This is a genomic window from Alteromonas confluentis (assembly GCF_001757105.1).
GTDB classification, from domain to species: domain Bacteria; phylum Pseudomonadota; class Gammaproteobacteria; order Enterobacterales; family Alteromonadaceae; genus Alteromonas; species Alteromonas confluentis.
Map to the genome: position 1 here is coordinate 351,708 of NZ_MDHN01000029.1, position 19,486 is coordinate 371,193.

General features: G+C 50.5%; 17 protein-coding genes. 6 read left to right on the forward strand and 11 right to left on the reverse strand.

All coding sequences use genetic code 11. The features are described from left to right. The first annotated feature begins 66 nt into the window (after positions 1-66). From BFC18_RS13150 to BFC18_RS13175, 6 genes are all read left to right on the forward strand, one after another. On the forward strand, positions 67-1,185 hold the full coding sequence (locus tag BFC18_RS13150; protein ID WP_070126004.1) for an amine dehydrogenase large subunit: 1,119 nt from the start codon (positions 67-69) through the stop codon (positions 1,183-1,185). Between the two features lie 9 nt (positions 1,186-1,194). Further along, complete coding sequence (locus BFC18_RS13155; protein WP_083273073.1) at positions 1,195-1,731, forward strand: MauE/DoxX family redox-associated membrane protein; 537 nt, start codon at positions 1,195-1,197, stop codon at positions 1,729-1,731. A 13-nt stretch (positions 1,732-1,744) separates the two neighbouring features. Then, complete coding sequence (locus BFC18_RS13160) at positions 1,745-2,350, forward strand: thioredoxin-like domain-containing protein (protein WP_070126006.1); 606 nt, start codon at positions 1,745-1,747, stop codon at positions 2,348-2,350. A gap of 17 nt (positions 2,351-2,367) precedes the next feature. Then, a complete protein-coding gene (locus tag BFC18_RS13165; protein WP_070126007.1) occupies positions 2,368-2,916 on the forward strand; it encodes a methylamine dehydrogenase light chain in 549 nt (182 codons plus the stop codon). Positions 2,917-2,976: 60 nt separating this feature from the next. Next, on the forward strand, positions 2,977-3,477 hold the full coding sequence (locus BFC18_RS13170) for a c-type cytochrome (RefSeq protein ID WP_070126008.1): 501 nt from the start codon (positions 2,977-2,979) through the stop codon (positions 3,475-3,477). Between the two features lie 69 nt (positions 3,478-3,546). Next, positions 3,547-4,557 (forward strand): LysR family transcriptional regulator, encoded by a 1,011-nt coding sequence (locus BFC18_RS13175; protein WP_070126009.1) that lies wholly within the window; start codon positions 3,547-3,549, stop codon positions 4,555-4,557. A gap of 95 nt (positions 4,558-4,652) precedes the next feature. On the opposite strand, the gene BFC18_RS13180 is transcribed toward BFC18_RS13175, so the two are convergent. The 11 genes from BFC18_RS13180 to BFC18_RS13230 all read right to left on the reverse strand — a co-directional run bounded on the left by BFC18_RS13180 (position 4,653) and on the right by BFC18_RS13230 (position 19,430). Next, a complete protein-coding gene (locus tag BFC18_RS13180; RefSeq protein WP_070126010.1) occupies positions 4,653-6,125 on the reverse strand; it encodes an agmatinase family protein in 1,473 nt (490 codons plus the stop codon). Next, on the reverse strand, positions 6,115-7,629 hold the full coding sequence (locus BFC18_RS13185; protein WP_245680382.1) for an agmatinase family protein: 1,515 nt from the start codon (positions 7,627-7,629) through the stop codon (positions 6,115-6,117). The genes BFC18_RS13180 and BFC18_RS13185 overlap by 11 nt, the downstream gene beginning before the upstream one ends. Positions 7,630-7,835: 206 nt before the next feature. After that, on the reverse strand, positions 7,836-9,317 hold the full coding sequence (locus BFC18_RS13190; RefSeq protein ID WP_083273074.1) for an agmatinase family protein: 1,482 nt from the start codon (positions 9,315-9,317) through the stop codon (positions 7,836-7,838). Positions 9,318-9,358: 41 nt separating this feature from the next. Continuing rightward, positions 9,359-10,366, reverse strand: coding sequence for a HupE/UreJ family protein (locus BFC18_RS13195; protein ID WP_070126012.1), 1,008 nt, complete (start codon positions 10,364-10,366; stop codon positions 9,359-9,361). Between the two features lie 3 nt (positions 10,367-10,369). Continuing rightward, entirely contained in the window at positions 10,370-11,161 is a 792-nt protein-coding gene (locus tag BFC18_RS13200) for a peptidyl-prolyl cis-trans isomerase (protein WP_070126013.1), read from the reverse strand. 73 nt (positions 11,162-11,234) lie between these two features. After that, on the reverse strand, positions 11,235-12,707 hold the full coding sequence (locus BFC18_RS13205) for an agmatinase family protein (RefSeq protein WP_245680383.1): 1,473 nt from the start codon (positions 12,705-12,707) through the stop codon (positions 11,235-11,237). Between the two features lie 53 nt (positions 12,708-12,760). Continuing rightward, on the reverse strand, positions 12,761-15,196 hold the full coding sequence (locus tag BFC18_RS13210; protein WP_425388387.1) for a TonB-dependent receptor: 2,436 nt from the start codon (positions 15,194-15,196) through the stop codon (positions 12,761-12,763). Positions 15,197-15,420: 224 nt separating this feature from the next. Continuing rightward, positions 15,421-16,986 (reverse strand): tetratricopeptide repeat-containing sulfotransferase family protein, encoded by a 1,566-nt coding sequence (locus BFC18_RS13215; RefSeq protein WP_070126015.1) that lies wholly within the window; start codon positions 16,984-16,986, stop codon positions 15,421-15,423. A gap of 6 nt (positions 16,987-16,992) precedes the next feature. Further along, the gene (locus tag BFC18_RS13220) at positions 16,993-17,886 is read right to left on the reverse strand and encodes a response regulator transcription factor (RefSeq protein WP_070126016.1); all 894 of its coding nucleotides are present in this window, start codon (positions 17,884-17,886) and stop codon (positions 16,993-16,995) included. 186 nt (positions 17,887-18,072) lie between these two features. After that, positions 18,073-18,993 (reverse strand): M56 family metallopeptidase, encoded by a 921-nt coding sequence (locus BFC18_RS13225; RefSeq protein WP_070126017.1) that lies wholly within the window; start codon positions 18,991-18,993, stop codon positions 18,073-18,075. Then, positions 18,993-19,430: a BlaI/MecI/CopY family transcriptional regulator gene (locus tag BFC18_RS13230; protein ID WP_070126018.1), complete on the reverse strand. Its 438-nt coding sequence runs from the start codon at positions 19,428-19,430 to the stop codon at positions 18,993-18,995. Before BFC18_RS13230 ends, BFC18_RS13225 begins: the two co-directional genes overlap by 1 nt. Positions 19,431-19,486: the final 56 nt, after the last annotated feature.

Sequence of the window (19,486 nt, forward strand, 5' to 3'; positions counted from 1 at the left end):
TTCAGGCAGTTAAAACAGGGACATAGCGCAGATTTGCTGCGCGCCCTTCATAAAAAGAGGAACACTATGAAACTACGCAAGCTCATCACGGTTTGTTCGGCACTTTCTGCCGCGGCTATCGTGCATTCAGCCAGTGCCGAACTGGCTATTGAGAAAGTCGGCAAAGTCGAAAAGCTCCCCGATACCCCGCACATCATTGTGTCGGAGTGGGAACGCTCTCATGTGATCAACCCGGAAGATTTCACCCATCAGGGCACCATTTCAGAAGCGACACAGAAAGTGATGTCGCTGGATAAAAAAACGCTCTACACCACCCGCACTTACTACGATAAAGGTCGTGAAGGTGCTAAGCACGACAACGTCCGCTTTTGGGACTTAGAAACCCTAGAGCCTACTCTGGAAGTGCCTATCACCGACAAACTTGCCATGACCGGCATGCAAATTCCCTTCATGCAAGGTTCGGCAAAGCAGAAGTGGCTGTTCATGCAAAATGCGACACCGGCCACCTCGGTCACCGTGTTTGATGTAAAAGCCAAGGAACAGGCTGCAGAAGTACCTCTACCGGGTTGCTGGGGCGTGTATCCAGTGATGAAAGACGAAGACCGCTTTGCTGCACTGTGTGGTGACGGCCGTATTTCCACGGTTACCGTGAAAGATTCTGGCGAATACGACTCCACCAAGCGTAGCGACGTGATTTTCGATGTGGATCAAGACCCACTGTTTGTCTTTGCTGAGCGTGATGGCGACACCCTGTTCTTCGTTTCCTTCAACGGCAACTTCTACACCATTGATATCAGCGGCGACCGCGCGGTGCTGAAAAGCAAAAAGCAAATCGTTCCTGAAGGTGAACCAGGCAACTATAAGCCCAGCGGTTACCAGCTAATGAGCAAAATACCTGGCACCAGCTACTTGTATATTCTAATGCAGGAAGAAGCTTGGGACGGCTCGCATATCGAACCGGCTACAGAAGCTTGGGTATACGACTACAAAGCCAACAAGATTGTGTCGCGCAGCACCATTTCCGATGGCATTTCTGTGCAGTACTACTCGGGTGACGGCAAGTATCTGTTCCTGGGTACCAAGTCTCACGGTCTGGTGCGCTATTTCGTTGATCCTAACGCTGCCTATACCCTGCGTCGCGACAAGTTCATGAAGATGGACCGTCCGTCAGCGTTTGTGCTGTAGGGAGTAATTATGGATTCCGGAATTGCCATGTTATCCGCTATCAGTGCCGGACTTATCGCACTGATCTTTGCCAAAGCAGCGGTAGGCAAGCTGCTCAACTTTTTCGAAACCCAGGGCATCATTCGGGATTACCGTTTGTTACCTGAAGCCACTGTGCCTGCGGTTACCGTGCTGGTGATCATTGCTGAACTGGCTATCACGGTGTCGCTACTCGTTCCGTCGCTGCGAAGCGCCGGCGCAATAGGCGCTATGGCAATGTTGCTGGCCTATGCCGCATCAATCGGTATCAACCTCAAACGCGGTCGGGTTTCTATCGACTGTGGCTGTGGTGGTACCGGTCAGGGCATTACGCCGTGGCACTTGCTGCGCAACGGCGTGTATGCCGCTATTGCCGCAACGGCGGCATTGTTGCCGGTTGAACAAATCAGCGGTTTTGCCCCTGCGGCCACCTGCGTGCTGAGCATCGTCATGTTGTGGTGCGGCATCATGCTATTCGAACAACTTCTCAAAATTAAAGCCCACATCGTGGTATCAAAGTTACGTTAATAAGGAAAATATTATGGAAGCAATTGACATTATTGTTGGTGTTCTCTTCGTTGTGGTGCTGGCACTGGTTGTTGCCGTGTGGGCGCTGGCCCGTCAAACCGGCATTCTGTTTGAACGTGTAGCGCCATTAGGAGCACTGGTTACCGATAGCGGTCCTGCTGTTGGCCAGCCTGCTCCGCAATTCGATATTCAGTCATTAAGTGGTACAGGCGCGGTAAGCGTAGGTGGTCAGCAGTCGCACAGTACATTGCTGTTCTTCCTGTCACCTACCTGCCCGGTATGTAAGAAGCTTATTCCGCTGCTGAACAAAATTCAGAACGACGAGCGCACGTGGTTGAACGTGGTATTGGCCAGCGACGGCAAGGCAGAAGAGCACGCGAAGTTTATTGAATCGCACAAGCTGTCTGCGTTCCCTTACCTGCTATCTACCGAGTTGGGCTTGGCATTCCGCGTTAGCCGTTTACCGTTCGCGGTACTGATTGGCGAAAACGGCAACGTACTGGCGAAAGGTCTGGTAAACAACCGCGAACAAATCGAAAGCCTGTTCAACGCCAAGGAAATGGGTGTTGCATCGGTACAAACTTATATTGAGCAGGCGGAAACTTCTGCCCACGCATAACCCCGAAGGAGACAATAATGATAGAAATTTTATCTAAACTTAAAGACAAGTTAGATAGCGTGGCTGAACGTTCCGTCCGTCGCCAGGCTACTAATTCTGGTCGCCGAAGCTTTTTGGCGAAAGCCGGCCAGGCCATGGTGGGCATGGCAGTAGTGCCCATGCTGCCCTACGACCGTTTTGGCGAAGCGGCTGCTGCCGAATTCGAACAAAAAGGTGACAGCGCGTTCAGCGCCGACGATCAGCAGTGCGACTATTGGCGCTACTGTGCATTGTCGGGCACCTTATGTACTTGCTGCGGCGGTTCAGTAACCGACTGCCCTCCTGGCAGCGACATCTCAAAAGTGTCGTGGATTGGTACCTGTGAAAACCCTGACGACGAAAAGTCTTACCTCATCAGCTACAACGACTGTTGCGGCAAGATGTCTTGTAACGGCTGTCGTTGTAGTAATCACGAGCGTGAGCGTCCGGGATACCGTCTTGGTCTGCACAATGGCATTAACTGGTGTATGGCAAACAACAAAAATGCCTATCACTGTACCGTTGCTGCCATTGTCGGTACTGCGTAATTTCTGATTCGTAATTTCTGAAACTGAGCCGGCTTCGGCCGGCTTTACCGGAGGGTAATAATGAAACCAATAACGCTGAAGTTTTTCAGTCGCGCCCTGCTCCCGGCAGCCTTGCTGCTTAGTGCTCCAACTTTTGCTAACAGCAACCTTTCTTCTATTCACGGCATTGCCGATGACGCACCAGTAGCCAACAAATACGCGCTATTCTGTGGCGGTTGCCATGGCCTTGATGGCAAGGGAGAAATTGAAGCCGATGTACCAATGATGCCACCTAGAATTGGGGCGTTTTTGTATGACGAAGAAGGTGCCTGGTACATGGTGAATGTAGGCGGTGTTATGAGCGCGGGAATTAGCGATCAAGACGCAGCAGATATTATGAACTATGTAATTACGTCATTTGGCGCGGAAAGTGTCCCTAATTCAACTTATAGGTTCACCGCCGAACAGGTTGCTAAACTACGGGAAAATCCCCCTGAAGATCTCGTAAAACTACGCCGTGATATCAGCAAGAGACTGGAAAAAAGAGGGATAGCACTGCCCGACCATTACCCGTGGAATTAGTGGTTTTTTTACGGAGGCTAAACACTGTCAGGACGCACAACGGTGTACCGGTAAAATGGAGAATCACTGATGAACTTCAAGCAACTTCAATATTTTGTTGCCACCGCTAAACACGGAAGCATTACCGCAGCAGCCAGAGAGCTCGATGTTGCTCAGCCCAGCATAAGCCAGCAACTCGCGAACTTAGAGTACGAATTAAAAAACGCGCTATTTGAGCGCAATTACAAAGGCGTGCAGCTAACCGAAAGCGGTCAGCTTTTTTATACCCATGCCACCGAGCTCCTTAACCGGATGATTCACGCTAAAGCGGTTATCACCGATTTAGCCAAATACCCCAGCGGCACGGTTTCCCTTGGACTTACCCAAGCCATTGGTAACGTGCTTGCCATTCCGCTTATCGAAAGTATTTGCGAGTCTTTCCCCGACATTAAAGTACAGATCACCACCCTGCCCTCTAAAATTCTCAATAAAGCCCTGGCCGAGAAAGAAATCGATATCGCGCTGAGCTATAAAGAAGAAATGCCAGCAGCGAATATTTTGAGTAAGCCGCTACTGCGGGAAGATTTATATCTTGCGGTGGGCACGAAAGGGAAATGTAACACCTACCGGCAGCTCCTATCCCTCGACGCTCTCACCTTTGATGCACTGTGTAATCTGGAAATCATGACACCGGGCCACAAAGAGTCGCTGTATGATGTGCTAAAAAGCATGGAAGACAAGCACAGCAAAAAGTTAAAACTGCAGCCCGGATTTGGTCAACTTTCTACCGCCCTACGTGTGATTACCGATGGCAAGGGACTTATGATTGCTCCTTCTTCTGCCGCCTACCACCTAGCCGAGCATGGGCTGGTTAAGTTAGTGCCACTACGAGACGAAGAGCTCAAGCGCGAAGTGACCATCAACACCCACGTAGATAAAACCATTACCAAGGCGATGAGCCTGGTGATTGATAAGGTGGTTACGCTTTCCCGTGAAGCCAACGTTAGCGGCGCATGGACCGGTGACTTTATCTATCGCAATCCGGAAGCTGAGCTTTGCCAGTCGAAAAGCAATGTAAATTATCTCGCGGCCTGTAAATAAACAAAGCCCATCATTTCTGACGGGCTTTAACAGGGAGACACAATAGAGAAGAGGCGTCAGCCTCTTCTTTTTTGCTTCAGATTGCAGGCGTGCAGTTAGCCACCATGGGACAGGGCCATCGGGTCGACATAGTTTGTTTTGTTTATGCCTTCCTTACGCATGGCCACGCCGGTGAGGCACGCGTGCATGATTTGGTTCGCACTCAGTGCGGAGTTGTAGGTGAGGTCGAGATACGGTGCCATACCCAGTAGTTCGAAACCCGCCACATCGGTTTCCGCACAGGCTCTGCGCACAGTGGTCATGGCCTGGCGAACGGAAATACCTCCCGCCACCGGCTGTCCCGCGCCGCTTACTTGTGATGGATCGACAACGCTCATATCAAAGGAAATAAAGGTTTTCCCTTTACCCGCTTTCAGCTCGCTTAATGCCGCTTCCATCACCGGCTCCCAGCCTTTGTTGTCGACTTCGGCCATGGTGTGATATTTCACTTTCTGCTCACGTAACCACACCAACGCTTCTTTATCCTGCGACGCTCCGCGTAATCCAAGCTGTACCAACTGACTGCCAGGCAAAATATCCTGTTCGATCAAATTAGACACACTCTGCATATCAGAATAATAGTGGTCGAGGCCACGCTCGCCACGGTAATGAGCATCGAGATGCAGCACGGTTACGGTGTCTTCAGGGTAACTTGCCGTTACCGCTTTTACGCTGGGATACATCAGCGAATGGTCACCACCAACAATAAACGGAATTGTGCCCGCCGCAATCATGTCGGAAAGCTGTTCTTCAACGTGTTCAACGTTCAGTTCCGGGCTCATGTTGTCTACTGAAATATTGCCGTAGTCGGCAATGTTCAGTACCAGCGACGGATCAACACCGCCGGTCACGTTATAACCAGAAAGTCCGTACATGCCGCGCATGATGGTGGGCGCATTTTTCGAGTCACGCCAGCCAGAGCTTAACGCCAGCGGTACGCCGACAAAAGCGACTTCCACATTCCCGGCTTCTAAATCAGCCCGGCGAATCGCCACCGGCGCATCAGCGAAAGTTGGGATCCCGCCTTTTTCGTCAAGATAACGGTTAAGACTGAATGGGCCTGGTTCGCGCTTGTATTTATCGAAAAGTGCAGGCTGCAACACGGTGCGACCATTGTAGCCACCCGCATCGGGGTTTAGCGGCACAATACCGGTGTCTGCCATGATCGACATGGGCTCGTGAATACCGTTTTCATCGGTATCGCTGGTTGGCTGCGTAATAGAAGAATAACTACGCTGAGCCAGGGTGGCCATCATCGCCGCAACCAGCTTTTTGGCCTCTTCCGGCGACTTCTCAGCCAGCTTCACCTGCATTTTGTCAGGCGTGAGACCAAATACCGCCAAACTTCGCGCGTCAGCAATGAACGCTTTTTCTGTTTGATTAAAAAGTTCGGTGTGAGCGTTTATGGTCACTTCCGGCATTTCTGCTGTGGGTTTCGCCGTAGACTCACAGCCACTTAAGGTTAGGGCAACGACAACTGCGCTGCTGATCAGGCTCAAACGGCCAGAAACGGTGATCTTATTTTTCATCTTTGCTGTCTCCGTAGTAGTCGGTCTGACCGTGTTCAGAAGACAGGTCACTGATAAAGCCCTTCTGCTTAATACCCTTCTTGTGCATGGCTACACCGGTGAGGCAGGCAAACATGATGCTGTTAGCGTTTAATGTACTTACGTAGCTGGCATCCAACGCAGGGGCCAGCTCAACAATGTCGAAACCCACCAGATTACTTTCAGCACACAATCGGCGCACAATAGGAATGGCTTCACGCATGGTGAGGCCGCCAGAAACCGGTGTGCCGGTGCCCGACTGGAAACCGGGGTCGAGCACATCTACGTCGAACGACACATACAAATACTCGGTATTGGTAGACGCTTCTTCAACTACACGCTCCATTACTGCATCCCAGCCTCGGCGCTCAACTTCCGCCATAGAGTGATAATGCATACCGATTTCTTTTTCCCACTCGTAGTAGCTCTTGCTGTAGTGCGCACGTAAGCCCACCTGAATGTAATCTTCAGGGCGAACATGGGCTTCTTTCATTAATCGATAGATAGGCTGACCGTGGTCTAGCAGGTGAACCCGGCCGCGACCCGTGTCTAAGTGCGCATCGAAGTGCACCACGCCTACTTTGCCTTTGCCGTAAACGTCGGCCATGGCGGCAACGTTCGGGTATTCAAGGGAGTGATCGCCCCCGACAATGAACGGAATGGTGCCGGTTTCTGCCACTTCGCGAACCATGCTGCGTACTTCCTGCATGCTGCGCTCCGTGCTCAATTGGTCAATGGCGACGTCACCGTAATCCACAATATTCAATACCGCACCGGGGTTTACCATGGTAGATACGTCTGTACCGCCAAGTCCTCGGCCATTCATACGCATGGCCAATGGGCCATGAATGGCATCACGCCAGCCCGACCCCATGTCTAACGGCGCACCAAGAATGGCCACATCCACCTCGCCTGCTTTTAAATCTTCCGGCGTTTTTGCTACCGGCGCGCCAGCAAACGTAGGAATACCAGAACGACCGCCGCCGAGATACCGCCCTAGTGAGATAGGTCCCGGTTCACGTTCAGGATCGAGCTCTGCCGGCCGCTTTACGCGCCAGGTATTGTAATTTTTTGCTGAACGATTCATTTCAATCTGGTCAGTGTCGCGACCTTTTTTGTACTGCACACGGTCGTACACTTCCATCATGGTATCGACGTACTGAGTCACTTCAGCCGCAGACGCTTTACGCAGTAATTCGTACATTATGTCGGGATTAAGCACGCCAGCGCCTTTACCGCTAAGCACAAACTCCCGTTTTTCCTCGGGCAGTTTGTTTAGCATGGCCATGATGTCGTCTGGCACCTCTTCGAGAGGTTTCACCGGCATGAGCCCCGGTGTGGCAGAATCAATTTTTGCGTGAACTTGCCCGGGCAGTGAAGGAGGCAGCTTTTCAATAGCCTCCTCGGTATCTGTAGCGGCAAGCGATGTAGAGCAATACAGGGCTGCCAGGGTGGCAGCAACCAGAGGAAGAAGTTTCGCTTTCATAATCATTTACGTTATAGGAGCTTACGTTATAAGAAGACGTAGAATGACTATAAAATCCGGGGTGTTGCAGAACAATAAGTCATCTCCCCCGTAAAATGACGTAGTAGAAAAACTGAACAGTGTTTTAACAGAAAAAAGCCGCCTGAGCGTAGTGCTAACAGACGGCTTTTATCGGGGTAGCTAGCGGTTCAGCTAGCTAAGGTTAATTAGCGCTGCGGATAAGCGAAATCCGGGTCGACTTCTTCACGCTTACCGGCTTTCTTGCCTTCAATCCCCGCTTGCGGTTGATGGTGCTCGGTAGACAGCTCAGACAGATATTTACCGTCGGTAATGCCTTCCTTACGCATGGCCACACCGGTTAAACACGCCTGCATAATATAGCCGGCGTTCAGCGCAGAACGGTATGTTGGGTCGAGTAGCGGGTCTAGCTCTACCAGTTCAAAGCCAACGATATCGTGTTCGGCGCACAATGCACGCACCAGCGGAATGGCTTCACGCATGGTTAAACCACCAGGAACCGGGGTGCCGGTGCCGGGAATAAATGCCGGGTCGATAACATCCACATCAAACGAGATATACAGTTTTTCCGGGCCGTTTCGCGCTTCGGTTAAGGCTTCTTCGACCACCGCATCCCAGCCTTTTTTCTCGACTTCGGCCTTAGTGTGATAACGCATGCCGTTGTTACGCATCCATTCAAACCCTTCCGGGCTTGGCCACGGGCCGCGCAGTCCCACCTGAATATAGTTTTCCGGATTCACGTGCCCTTCTTTCACAATACGATAAACCGGTTGTCCGTGAGTCATCCAGTGCACGCTGCCTTTACCCGCATCATAATGGGAGTCAAAGTGAATCACACCAAAGCTCTCTTTGCCGTGTACATCAGCTAACGCGGCAACATCAGGGTATTCCAGCGAGTGGTCACCGCCGACGATAAACGGAATGGTGCCGGTTTCAGCAATTTCACGTACCCGCTCGCGTACGTGCTGAATAGAAATTTCGGTACTCATATTGTCGATAGCAATGTCGCCGTAATCGACAATGCTCAGCACTTTACTAGGGTCGACCAGCGTAGCCATATCAATACCGCCACGGTAGCGACCGGAACGGATAGCCTGTGGCCCGAAGCGCTGACCACGATAGTAAGAGCCCATATCCAGCGGTGCGCCAACAATGGCCACATCCACTTTACCGGCGATTAAGTCGTCAGGATAAATCGCCACCGGTGCGCCCACAAAGGTTTGCACGCCAGGTTGCTGGCGACCGGCTGTGGCGTAGCGAGAAAGATAGAACGGGCCCGGCTCGCGCTCAGGGTTTAAGCTTTTTGGCCGCTCCACTTTCCAAGAATTAAACATTTCAGATTCCGTATTCAGTGGAATCGAGGCCATATCTTTCTCTGGATTAAACAAGCTGTCGCTGCGTACCCGGTTCATGCCGGCGATGTAGGCTGCAATTTCTTCTTTCGACTTTTCCTTCATAGAATCGAAGAAACGCTCACGGGTGCCTAATAGCATTTCCACCATGGGCGTGTGTAGTACGGCAAGCTCGTCTTCCGGCATGCCTTTTACTTTTTCCTGGAACCAGGCCGGTAAAGGCTGGGTTTCCGCGACTTTGTTTTCTTCTGCGGCGTGCAATGGAAGGTTGTTTAACAGGCAGGCTAATAACAGCAGTCCCAATCTTTTCTTCGCCATGGTCTTTATTCCTCTAAATTTTTATTATTGCGGCGGCTGATTTAAAGCAGCCCGCCACCAAATCCATTAATCCGTTCAATCACCCAGAACATGCCCAGGGTGCCGACAAATGCCAGCGCGCTGTAGCGCACCGGTCTGTCCGCTTTGGTGTCTTTCAATAACTGGCCGACGAGATACACCAAGCCAATAAACACCACCTGCCCGACTTCCACGCCCACGTTGAAAAACAGCAGGGCTAAGCCCACTTCATTCTGCGGTACACCCAGTTCAGACAATGCGCTGGCAAAGCCTAAGCCATGAATAAGCCCGAACAGAACGACCACACCAATGCTGGCTGTCATCGCCACCTTTTGTTGGTCACCCATACGCATAATGGCTTCCCGGGCCATGAGCGAAATTGAAAGGGCTATCAATACTTCAATGGGCGCGATTGGTACCTGCACCACCTGAAAATAAGACAGCGCCAGCGTAAGCGAATGCCCAACCGTAAAGGTGCTGATAAGCCCCAATAATCGATAACCACTGGCCAGCAGACACAAGCACAGCACAAACGCCAGATGGTCCCAGCCAAACCAGATATGCAGCATGCCTTGCCACAGGTAACGTTTAACCGTTTCCTCTGCGCTTAACGTAAGCGGCCCTGCCTTCCTCATGGGAATTTCCATGGTGTTCAGTGAACGTTTCAGCGTGGTAGCAAACTGATCATCACGGGTATTTACCTGCAATTTGCCGCCGTCGAGATACCAGGGCGTTATGATCACCGCATCGTCGGCCAGTGGCCCTGAACAGGCAATGTCGTAGGTAAATAAGGTATTCGCACCAAAGCGTTGCTGGTTGATACCTTCAACCTGACAGTTCTCGGGTACTTCAAGAATATCGGTTACCGCCACAGAAGTAGGTAGCTGAGCAGTGAAGCGATAGCCATCACCGTGTTCATCATCGGTAAGACGAAACTCTGCAGCGTTGAACACATCTGCCGTGGCGGAACCCGCCAATAGCATCAGTAATGAAAAGATAAGCGCAGAGCAAAGTGAGAATATACTGCTCACGACTTATTCTCCGCTGTGACGAATGATTTTGTATTCATCACCCAAGCCGTCGATGTAGTCTTCTACCGACTGCTGCAGTTTATCAACCGTGTAGTCGTTAGTGACCTGCATACGCGCTTCGTCGAAAGTCAGCGGCGAGCGTTCAGTGGCGCCAGTCACCAGCACATAGTGCCAGCCGAGTAAGGATTCTTCCGGGCCATACCATTGCCCATCCATGTGCGTGCCCAGTTCATCCAGAAAGGCTTTACCGAACATACCGCGAATCATACTGATGCCGTAATTGGGCAATACACGACCTCGCCAGAATTCATCACCGGCAACCTCTTCTCCCACCTGCAGCTGCGCAAGAATGGCATCGGCGTTTTCTGGTAATTGTTCAAAGTAAACGTGACGAAAACTGTACGTGGCTTCAACGAAATAGCGGTCGATGTGTTCCAAGTAATACGCCACCAGCTCAGTTTCTTCAGGCTCTGGAATAGCCCCCGTTACCTGATAGCGCATTTCCTCAATGAGCTTCGAGCGCACTTCCGGATCGGTAAGGTACATGCCCGCTTTTATTGCTTCCCGGAACAGCACCTCTTCCTGAATATAATCACTTTCTATTTTTTCCCGGTCTTCTGCGGTCGCTACCCGGCCGGTGAGCATTTCAAACTGTTCAGCAAAGACTTTGCGGTTAATTTCACTTAATTCCACCACTTCCTGGCTGGCATCTTCCACGCTGTAATACAACGCAAATACCACTGCGCCCAACACCACAAACATGAGAAGCGGGTCCCGCAAAAATTTCTTAAGCATCAATACTGCACCTGTAAATATAAAACTATGAGGCCGGCGGCAGGGTGTGCCACCGGCCAGACTTGCTGTTTAATTACTGCTGAGGTTTCGCGTAGTTAACATCCACTTCTTCCCTCAACCCTTCCTCGCGACCTTTAATGCCCGCTTCCGGCTGCATGTGTTCGGTGGTAAGTTCAGAGAAATAATGCGGATCGGCAATGCCTTCCTTGCGCATGGCAATACCGGTTAAACAGGCATGCATGACAAAGTTGGAGTTCAGTGCTGAACGATAAGTCGGGTCGAGCAACGGGTCGAGTTCCACAATTTCAAAACCCACCATGTCGTTCTGTGCACACAGGCCACGAACGATAGGAATGGCTTCACGCATGGTTAGACCGCCGGGAACCGGTGTACCCGTGCCAGGCACAAATGCCGGGTCGATAACATCGACATCGAAAGATATGTACAGCTTCTTGCCGCCTTCACGGGCTTCTGCCAGCGCCGCTTCCATCACTTCCTTCCAGCCTTTCTTCTCGACTTCCGCCATGGTGTGATAGCGCATGCCGTTGTTACGCATCCATTCGAACCCTTCCGGACCCGGCCATGGACCACGCAAACCAATCTGGATGTAGTTTTCTGGATTCACGTGCCCTTCTTTCACCGCACGGTAAACCGGTTGTCCGTGTGTCAGCCAGTGTGGACGACCTTTACCGGCATCGTAATGGGAGTCAAAGTGAACCACACCAAAACTGCCTTTGCCGTGAACATCCGCCAGCGCCGCCACGTCAGGATATTCCAGTGAGTGATCACCACCCACAATAAATGGAATGGTGCCGGTTTCAGCGATTTCGCGAACTCTTTCGCGCACGTGCTGTACTGATAGCTCAGTGCTCATGTTGTCGATGGCAATATCGCCATAATCAACAATGCTCAGCACACGGCTTGGATCGACCATGGTGTTCATGTCTACGCCACCAGCGCCGTATTCGTTACGCATGGCCTGAGGCCCGAATTTCTGACCGCGATAATACGAACCCATGTCCAGCGGTGCGCCGACAATGGCCACGTCTACATCTCCGGCAATCAGGTCGTCGGGGTAAATAGCCAGGGGTGCATTGGCAAAGGTTTTAATACCGGTGTTCCAGCCGCCCATATAGCGACTCAAATGAATGGGGCCCGGCTCACGTTTTGGATTCAACACTTGTGGTCGCTCGGTTTTCCACGAGTTAAAGCCTTTAGATTCAGTATTAAGCGGAATGGACGCCATATCCGTTTCGGGATTGAACTTGCTGGCTTCTGCCACTTCAATCATACCGTCGAGATAAGCTTCCACCTGCTCAGGGGTTTTCTTTTCCATGGCTTTGTAAAAACGTTCCATGGTGCCCAGCAGCATCTCTGGCATGGGCGATTCGAGAATTTCGAGTTTTTCTTCCGGAATGTTTTTAATTTTGGCCTTGAAGCTGTCTGGCATTGGCGTTTCAGCTTCCTCAGCAAACGCAGAAAAGCCCAAAGAACAGGCCAGCAATCCGCTCATTAGAGCGCTCATAAAGCGTGTGCGTTGTTTCAATTTTCTTCTTCCTTAAACAAAACAGGGTCCGGCTTGTGCCGAACCCTTTTAGCTTACATACCGAAACGGTATTCGAACTTCAGCCCGATGGTGCGCGGGGTTAGCACATAGTGCGAGTATCCACGTTGCAGGTCGGTGCGATTCATTTCTGGGTCGAGGATATCACCCCAGTTCCGTGACGGGTTGGTGAACGCATACTTGTCGAACAGGTTGTTGATGTAGAAAGTCACATCCCAGTCGTCATCAGACAGCTTCGCACTTAAGTTGCTGAGTGCATAGCCCGGTACCACTTCACCAAAGTTTTTAAGACCTAAGGTAGAGTATGAATCGCTCTGGGCAGTCAGACCATAGCTTAAGTCCAGGGCACGGCTCCACAGCTCAGTGGCGTAGTTCAGACCAACAGAAATCTGATGCTCTGGCGCACCCGGCAGACGATCACCGTCGTAAACCACATCGCCAGTGCTACCGAAGATACCGTAGGCGTCTGAGGTCATTTCTGTCGTCGCGTAGGAATAGGCGCTATACATGGTGAGTTCGTCAGTGAGTGAGGCACGAACGCTTAACTCGACACCTTTAGCATTGGCACCGCCAGCGTTAGTGGTAATCCCTACCGCGCCGTTTTCAGTGATACCGGCAACTTGTGGATCATCCCAGTCTACGTTGAACACCGCTAGGTTAGTAGTGAGCTTGTTTTTCAGCCAGCTTGCTTTAACACCCACTTCATAGTTTGTGGTGGTATCGGCTTCGTACATGATTTCGTCTGCACGGGCACAAATCAGCTGGTTCTCAATTTCGTCTACGTTGTCAGGACATGCCGCCACCGTGTTTACGCCACCAATACGGAAGCCTTCACTTACCGTTACGTAACCCATCAGGTCATCAGTAAACTGGTAGCTGGCGTTGAATTTCAGCAGGTTACCGTTGTCATCGCCCTCAGCCGTATTGGGTTCGAATACGATGGAGTCTGGATCGCGACCATTAAATACAGTCTGGTATAACGGCAAGTCGGTATCGGATTCCGTTTCAACTTCGTACTTGTACTGACGCATACCCACCGTGATATCCAGCTTGTCTGTCACTTCGTAACTCAGCTCACCGAAAATCGCCATTTCTTTCACGGCATCAATACCGTAAGAAATGTATTCAATGCTATCAGGACGCAGCGGGCCAGTAGCACCCCAGGTGTTAATGGCAAATTCATCGAAGCCTTCAGTTAACTCACGATAATCGCGGCGGTAGTCGTTTTTGTTGTAGTAACCACCCACAATCCAGCTTAGCGGGCCATCGTCGGTGGAAACCAGGCGCAGTTCCTGCGTTAAGTTTTCTTCTTCGCTGTAGCTTTGTGTCACACCAGAGAATGCCGGGAATTCTTCGTAGCCGTAGCTCAGACGAATTAGCAAGTCGGTAACGTCACCGCTAAGATCGCGGGTTGTTTTAGATTTACCGGTAGAAGAAACCAGCTCGGCGAAACCCAAATCTACGCTCATTTCCAGGCTTAACAGCTCAGTTTCACGCTCCATGGGGTCAAGGAAACGAGATGCATTGTCGTATTCACCGACCAGCGAGCTCAGCGGGTTTTCGCTTGAAAGCGACTGATAGTGAGTATCGGCACTGGCACCAATATCGTCCTTCTGATAGGTGTATCCCAGTGTGGAATCAAACCAGTCAGTCGGCGCCCAACGCAGTTGCAGCTTGGCAGCCGTCTGTTCGAAGGTGTTGCCGTCTTCTTGTGAGTACAGGTTCGCTGCTACCGCTTCAGGATCTGAAAAATCAGGATCAGGCAGTGACGTACCAGACTCACGAACGAGGTAATTGTAATCAATGAAACCAGGATCATCAGAGTAGTTAAAGGCGGCGCGGAAACCCAGTTCGCCTTCAATGATTGGCGCATTGAACACGAAGCCGGCTTCACCACCCATGCTGCCGCTTTCAGCAGTTTTATACAGGTCGCCGTTAATCGAACCGGATACAAAGTCCAGGTCGACTTTCTTAGGAATGTAACGAATAGCACCGCCCAGTGTACCGGCACCATAAAGCGTACCTTGAGGCCCAATGAGTACCTCTACACGGTCGATATCGAAAAGACGCAGGTTAACAAATAGCGGTACTTCACCTACATAAGTAGCAACGGTACCGTTTGAACCACCGCCTGAAGAGTTGGTGTTAAGACCACGAACAATGATTGGCGATGAATCACGACCGCCTTGATCTGAAATAGTCAGACCCGGTACCCAGCGCGCGATATCTTCAATTTCTTCGATATCCTGCTGTTCCATCAGGTCATTCGTCACGGCAGAAATGTTAATTGGTACTTCTTGCAGTGAGCCAGCACGGCGAGTAGCGGTAACTTCAATTTTCTCAACACCACTATCGGCAGCTTCCTGCGCAAAAGCCGTTTGTGAATAAATAACGCCGCTCATGGGAATAAGCGCTGCAGCTACAGCTGTTGCAAGCTTGCTGACTTTCCTTTGTTCATTGCTTTTCATCATTGGTGTACTCGTTTTATGTTGTTTGATTACCCAAAAGAAATGTACAAACCGCTTCTTGTTCTTTTTGGTCTTAGTAAATCTCCTCAGCGAATTAAGTATGTGCTGAAGGATTTGCAACGAATACTGGCATTATTGCTATTTGAACTACGTTATTTGACGCAGAAAATGCTTTTACATCAATATGTTAAATAATTGTTTCAATATTGAAATATAGATTTATGTCTTTATCGAAAACGACTTTCAATGACATCTGTAAATGGCTGGTAGCGTTTCCAACGCCCTACAGATCGCTGATTTATCGGCTCTTTTACCTGCATTTTGCTGGCCGTCGATACCGGTGCGGTGTTGTGTTCCATTGCCATACAGCGGTCGTCCCAGGGCAACCCGCAGAACTCGATTAGCGCCGGAATGTGCTTTTCAGGTTCTGCGGTAAGCGCTTCGTAGCTCAGCAGCAGAAAGTTGTCGCTATCCACGGTTTGCCATTGATGTACCCAGGCGCTGAACTGCTGGTAAAAATCGGCGCAGTCTTCCAGTGTCTGGGTGTAGTGATAGTGAGGATTTTGAATGCTGAACAGTTGCCGGTAATTGCCTACACAGGTGTCCAGCGGGTCCCGTAGCAGGCAGAGTATTTTCGCATTCGGAAAGGCACGGCGAATGTACGGCAAATAAAAGAAATTGAATGGTAGCTTGTCGACAAAATGCTTGGTTTTGCCGATGTGTGCGGTGCGCTGCAAGTAGGCACTGGCGATAAGGTTGTAATCAACGGTTTCCGCTTGTTGCAAGGTAGGGACATCCAGCACCTGGTGTCCACCCGCGCCAGATATCTGCTTAAGCAGCATACTGAAATCTTGCAGTTCGCCCCCTGACGATACATCGGCATGACTACTCAGAATACGCTCTACCAGTGTTGTGCCAGAGCGGGGCATACCAACAATGAAAATGGGCCGCTCTGAAGTCGATTGAGACGGCGTACTCGCGGTTATCGCGTCTGCTTGGCTAAATTGTTCACTAAGATAACCAAATAGCGCCTTGTCAGCTTCGGGGTTGTACGGCAGGTCGCGCTGTTTTTTTGCTTTTGCATCACGCAGCACAGTAAATGCGCGGTGATAGTCTTTTTGCTTCTCAAGCTCACGAGCCAGGGCATGGCTAAGATGCAGGGAAGGCTCCAGGGCCAGTTCGCTGTTGCTTAGCTTGTTTTGCAGCACCTGAATATGGGTGTGTGCCTGGTCGCCTGTGGTGAGCTCAGATAACGCAAAGTGCGCTTGATAGTAATCAGGGTCAGTATCGAGAAGCTGATGCAATGCGTGTTGCGCTTTCTCTAATTCGCCGCAGAACTTGCAGCTTACTGCGTAGTTATACAGATACGCGGTGGTGGGGCTACGTTCCACAGCTTGAGTAAAATATTCCAGCGCCTTTTCGTGCTCATTACAGCCTGAAAGGGCCACGCCAAGCGTATCTGCCTGGTAGGCTGTTGTGGTTGCTGACGGCGGCACAGTACCGGCGATAGCAAGCACCGCATCGGTTTGTCCCAGCAACGCATAAGCCCGGCACAGGGTTACCCGGAAGTCTGTCTTATCTTGATTTTTGATAGCGTGCTTGCACAACTCAGCCGCTTTTTGAAACTGTTGCAGGGAAAGATGAATTTGTGCAAGTAAGTGGTAGGCATCGCCGATAAGCAAGCGCTGCTGGATCAGGTCGACACAGATTTGGTGAGCTTGCTTGATGTCTCCGGCGCTGAACAAGGCATTAGCCTGCTTCAATCGGCCAGAGGCATCTAAATTTACTACCATTGCACACTACCCTTCCGCTAACGTCCTGATGGCAATACCGGCAGCCGTGGTGCGGTTTTCAACTTTCAATTTGGAGAATACCTGCTCCAGATGTTTGTTCACCGTGCGGGCACCAATATCTAAAATCAGTGCGATTTCTTTATTGGTTTTACCGTTGGATAACCAGTACAGCACTTCGGATTCCCGGGCAGTAAGTTGCAATTTAGTCCGCAGCTTTTCTTCGCCGGAAATATTTTCCACCGCATGACTAATGCGGAATGTGCACTCACCATTTGGACGGTGGAACAGCAAGGCCAACTCACAGTCGCCGCCATCGTAGGGCACTTTTTGATTCGCCGATTTGTCGCTACCGTTGGTGAGAATTTGCTTCACTGCAGGTAACAGTGTGTCGTTAAACCAGTTGTCGGCATTGGGTATGCGAGACAAAAAATCGTGGGTTTGCGGCGTGGCCCACAAGAGCTCACCTGACTGATCCACGGCAAACAGGTTTTGCCCCATGGAGTCCAGAGCCTGCTGCGCGCTGGAGGCGATCTGCGCATTGTTCGCGTGAATTTTAATGCGCGCAATCAACTCTTCGGGATTAACGGGTTTGACGATGTAATCCACACCACCAGCGTTCAGCCCTTTTAAGGTGCTTTCAGTGTCGGTGAGGCCAGTCATAAAGACCACGGGGATATGCTGCAGCTCGCGGTTTTGCTTCAACCGCTTACAGGTTTCAAAACCATCCAGTTTCGGCATGATGGCATCGAGAAGGATAATATCGGGTTTGATTTGCTCAGCAATGGTAATAGCCTGGCTGCCTTCCAAAGCTACAAGTGTGCTGATCCCTTCTTTTTCGAGAATATCGTTTATCAGACTCAGTGAGTCCGGAGAGTCATCAACTACTAATACCGTATACATAGTTACTCACAGAGTTAGTGTTGTCATCAATACTGGAGGATAGGCATATACTATACCTATAGCGGCCATAGGTCGATATGGGGAGTATTGCGTAGATTAAGCTAACTCATTGTAAATAATAGACTAATAACAAAGCACCAGGCTTTTTCGCATAAATTTACAATTACTTTAATCATCGACAGTCGTTTACTGTAGTAAATATTCCAATAACGGGTGAGCCAGTCTGACGGTAATAGCAAACAGCAGAAATAACCATAACGTCATTGCAAGATATACCATGGCGGCACCGTAAATAGACGCATCAGGCCTGGAAAGTAAAGCGCCGAGAATGGCACGGCGGCCTTCAGAATGAATACTGGTTGTGGCATCACGGGCACAGAGATCCACCGGCAACTTTTCAACGTCTTTTTCGTCAGCGGTTTTCATTGCGTACACATCACTGCGAATTTCCAGCGCATTTGCCAGCTGACTGGAAAAAGCGCGCCGTAGCGGCGGCAGCCAGCAACACATCAGCACACTGGCCAAGGCGCGCTTCAAATTATCCAGCCTACGGACGTGATTAAGCTCATGCAGAACAATAAGATGCAGTTCGTCTTTCGATGCAGACGCCACCAGCCCACTGGTTACGTACACCTGCGGACTAAAGAAACCCGCACACCAGGCACTGACTTGTTCGCTGTCGACCACCCGATACAAGCTTTCCGGGGCACGCTTTGAAAATGATTTAAGCGCACGGGTATAGCGCGCATTAAGCCGCACCGTCCGAATAACAATAAGAATGGCGGTGGCAATAGCCACAACACCTAGCAGCAGCAAAATATGGCTGAATGATAACGATGCGGGTAAGTAAAGATAATGAGGACTGCAGTTACCATCGTGGCAATGGTCGCGCACCAGCCAATCTGAAAAAGCAGGAAATTGATAAAACCAAAGGGTGAAGGTAGCGACAACAACAGGGGTTGCCACCAACAACATCATGGTGTGAATTTGCAGCGACGGCACCAGCTTTTCCACCGGCCGCTTTATGCCCGCCCACAGACCAGATACGCACCAGGAAAGGAGTACAAGAAGAATTAACCAGCTGAACAGCTCTGTCAGTATTGCCATTATTTTTGGGTACCAGAATCCTTTTTAAACCGAGTTTTCATTGATTGGTGAGTGGCGTCGTCGCCCTGGTTCTCAATGTAAGACATAAAACCGCTAATCATTACTTCGGAATTGCCATTGCCAAGATGCTGCGCAATGTCATCCATCAAGCGGCTAACAATGTCACTTTGCGACACTGCTGCGGTGTATACGTATGCGCGACCAACTTTGTGCCTTTTGAGTAACTTTTTTCTGTGCAGGCGCTCGAGCGTGCTTTGCATAGTACTCAGAGAAAGTTGCTCCTCTGAAAAATAAAGCACCATTTCCTGCGCACTAAGCTCCCCCTGCTGCCATACTAATTTGAGTACATCGATTTCTCGACTACCCAAAGCAGGAAGTGAGTCAGAGGCTTTTTTTCCGCCCAACCAGGCTGACAAATTCTGACAGAAGTTTTTCATGAACACCGACCTCTTATCGGTTTTAAGGAATACCTCAATACTACGGGAATTGAATT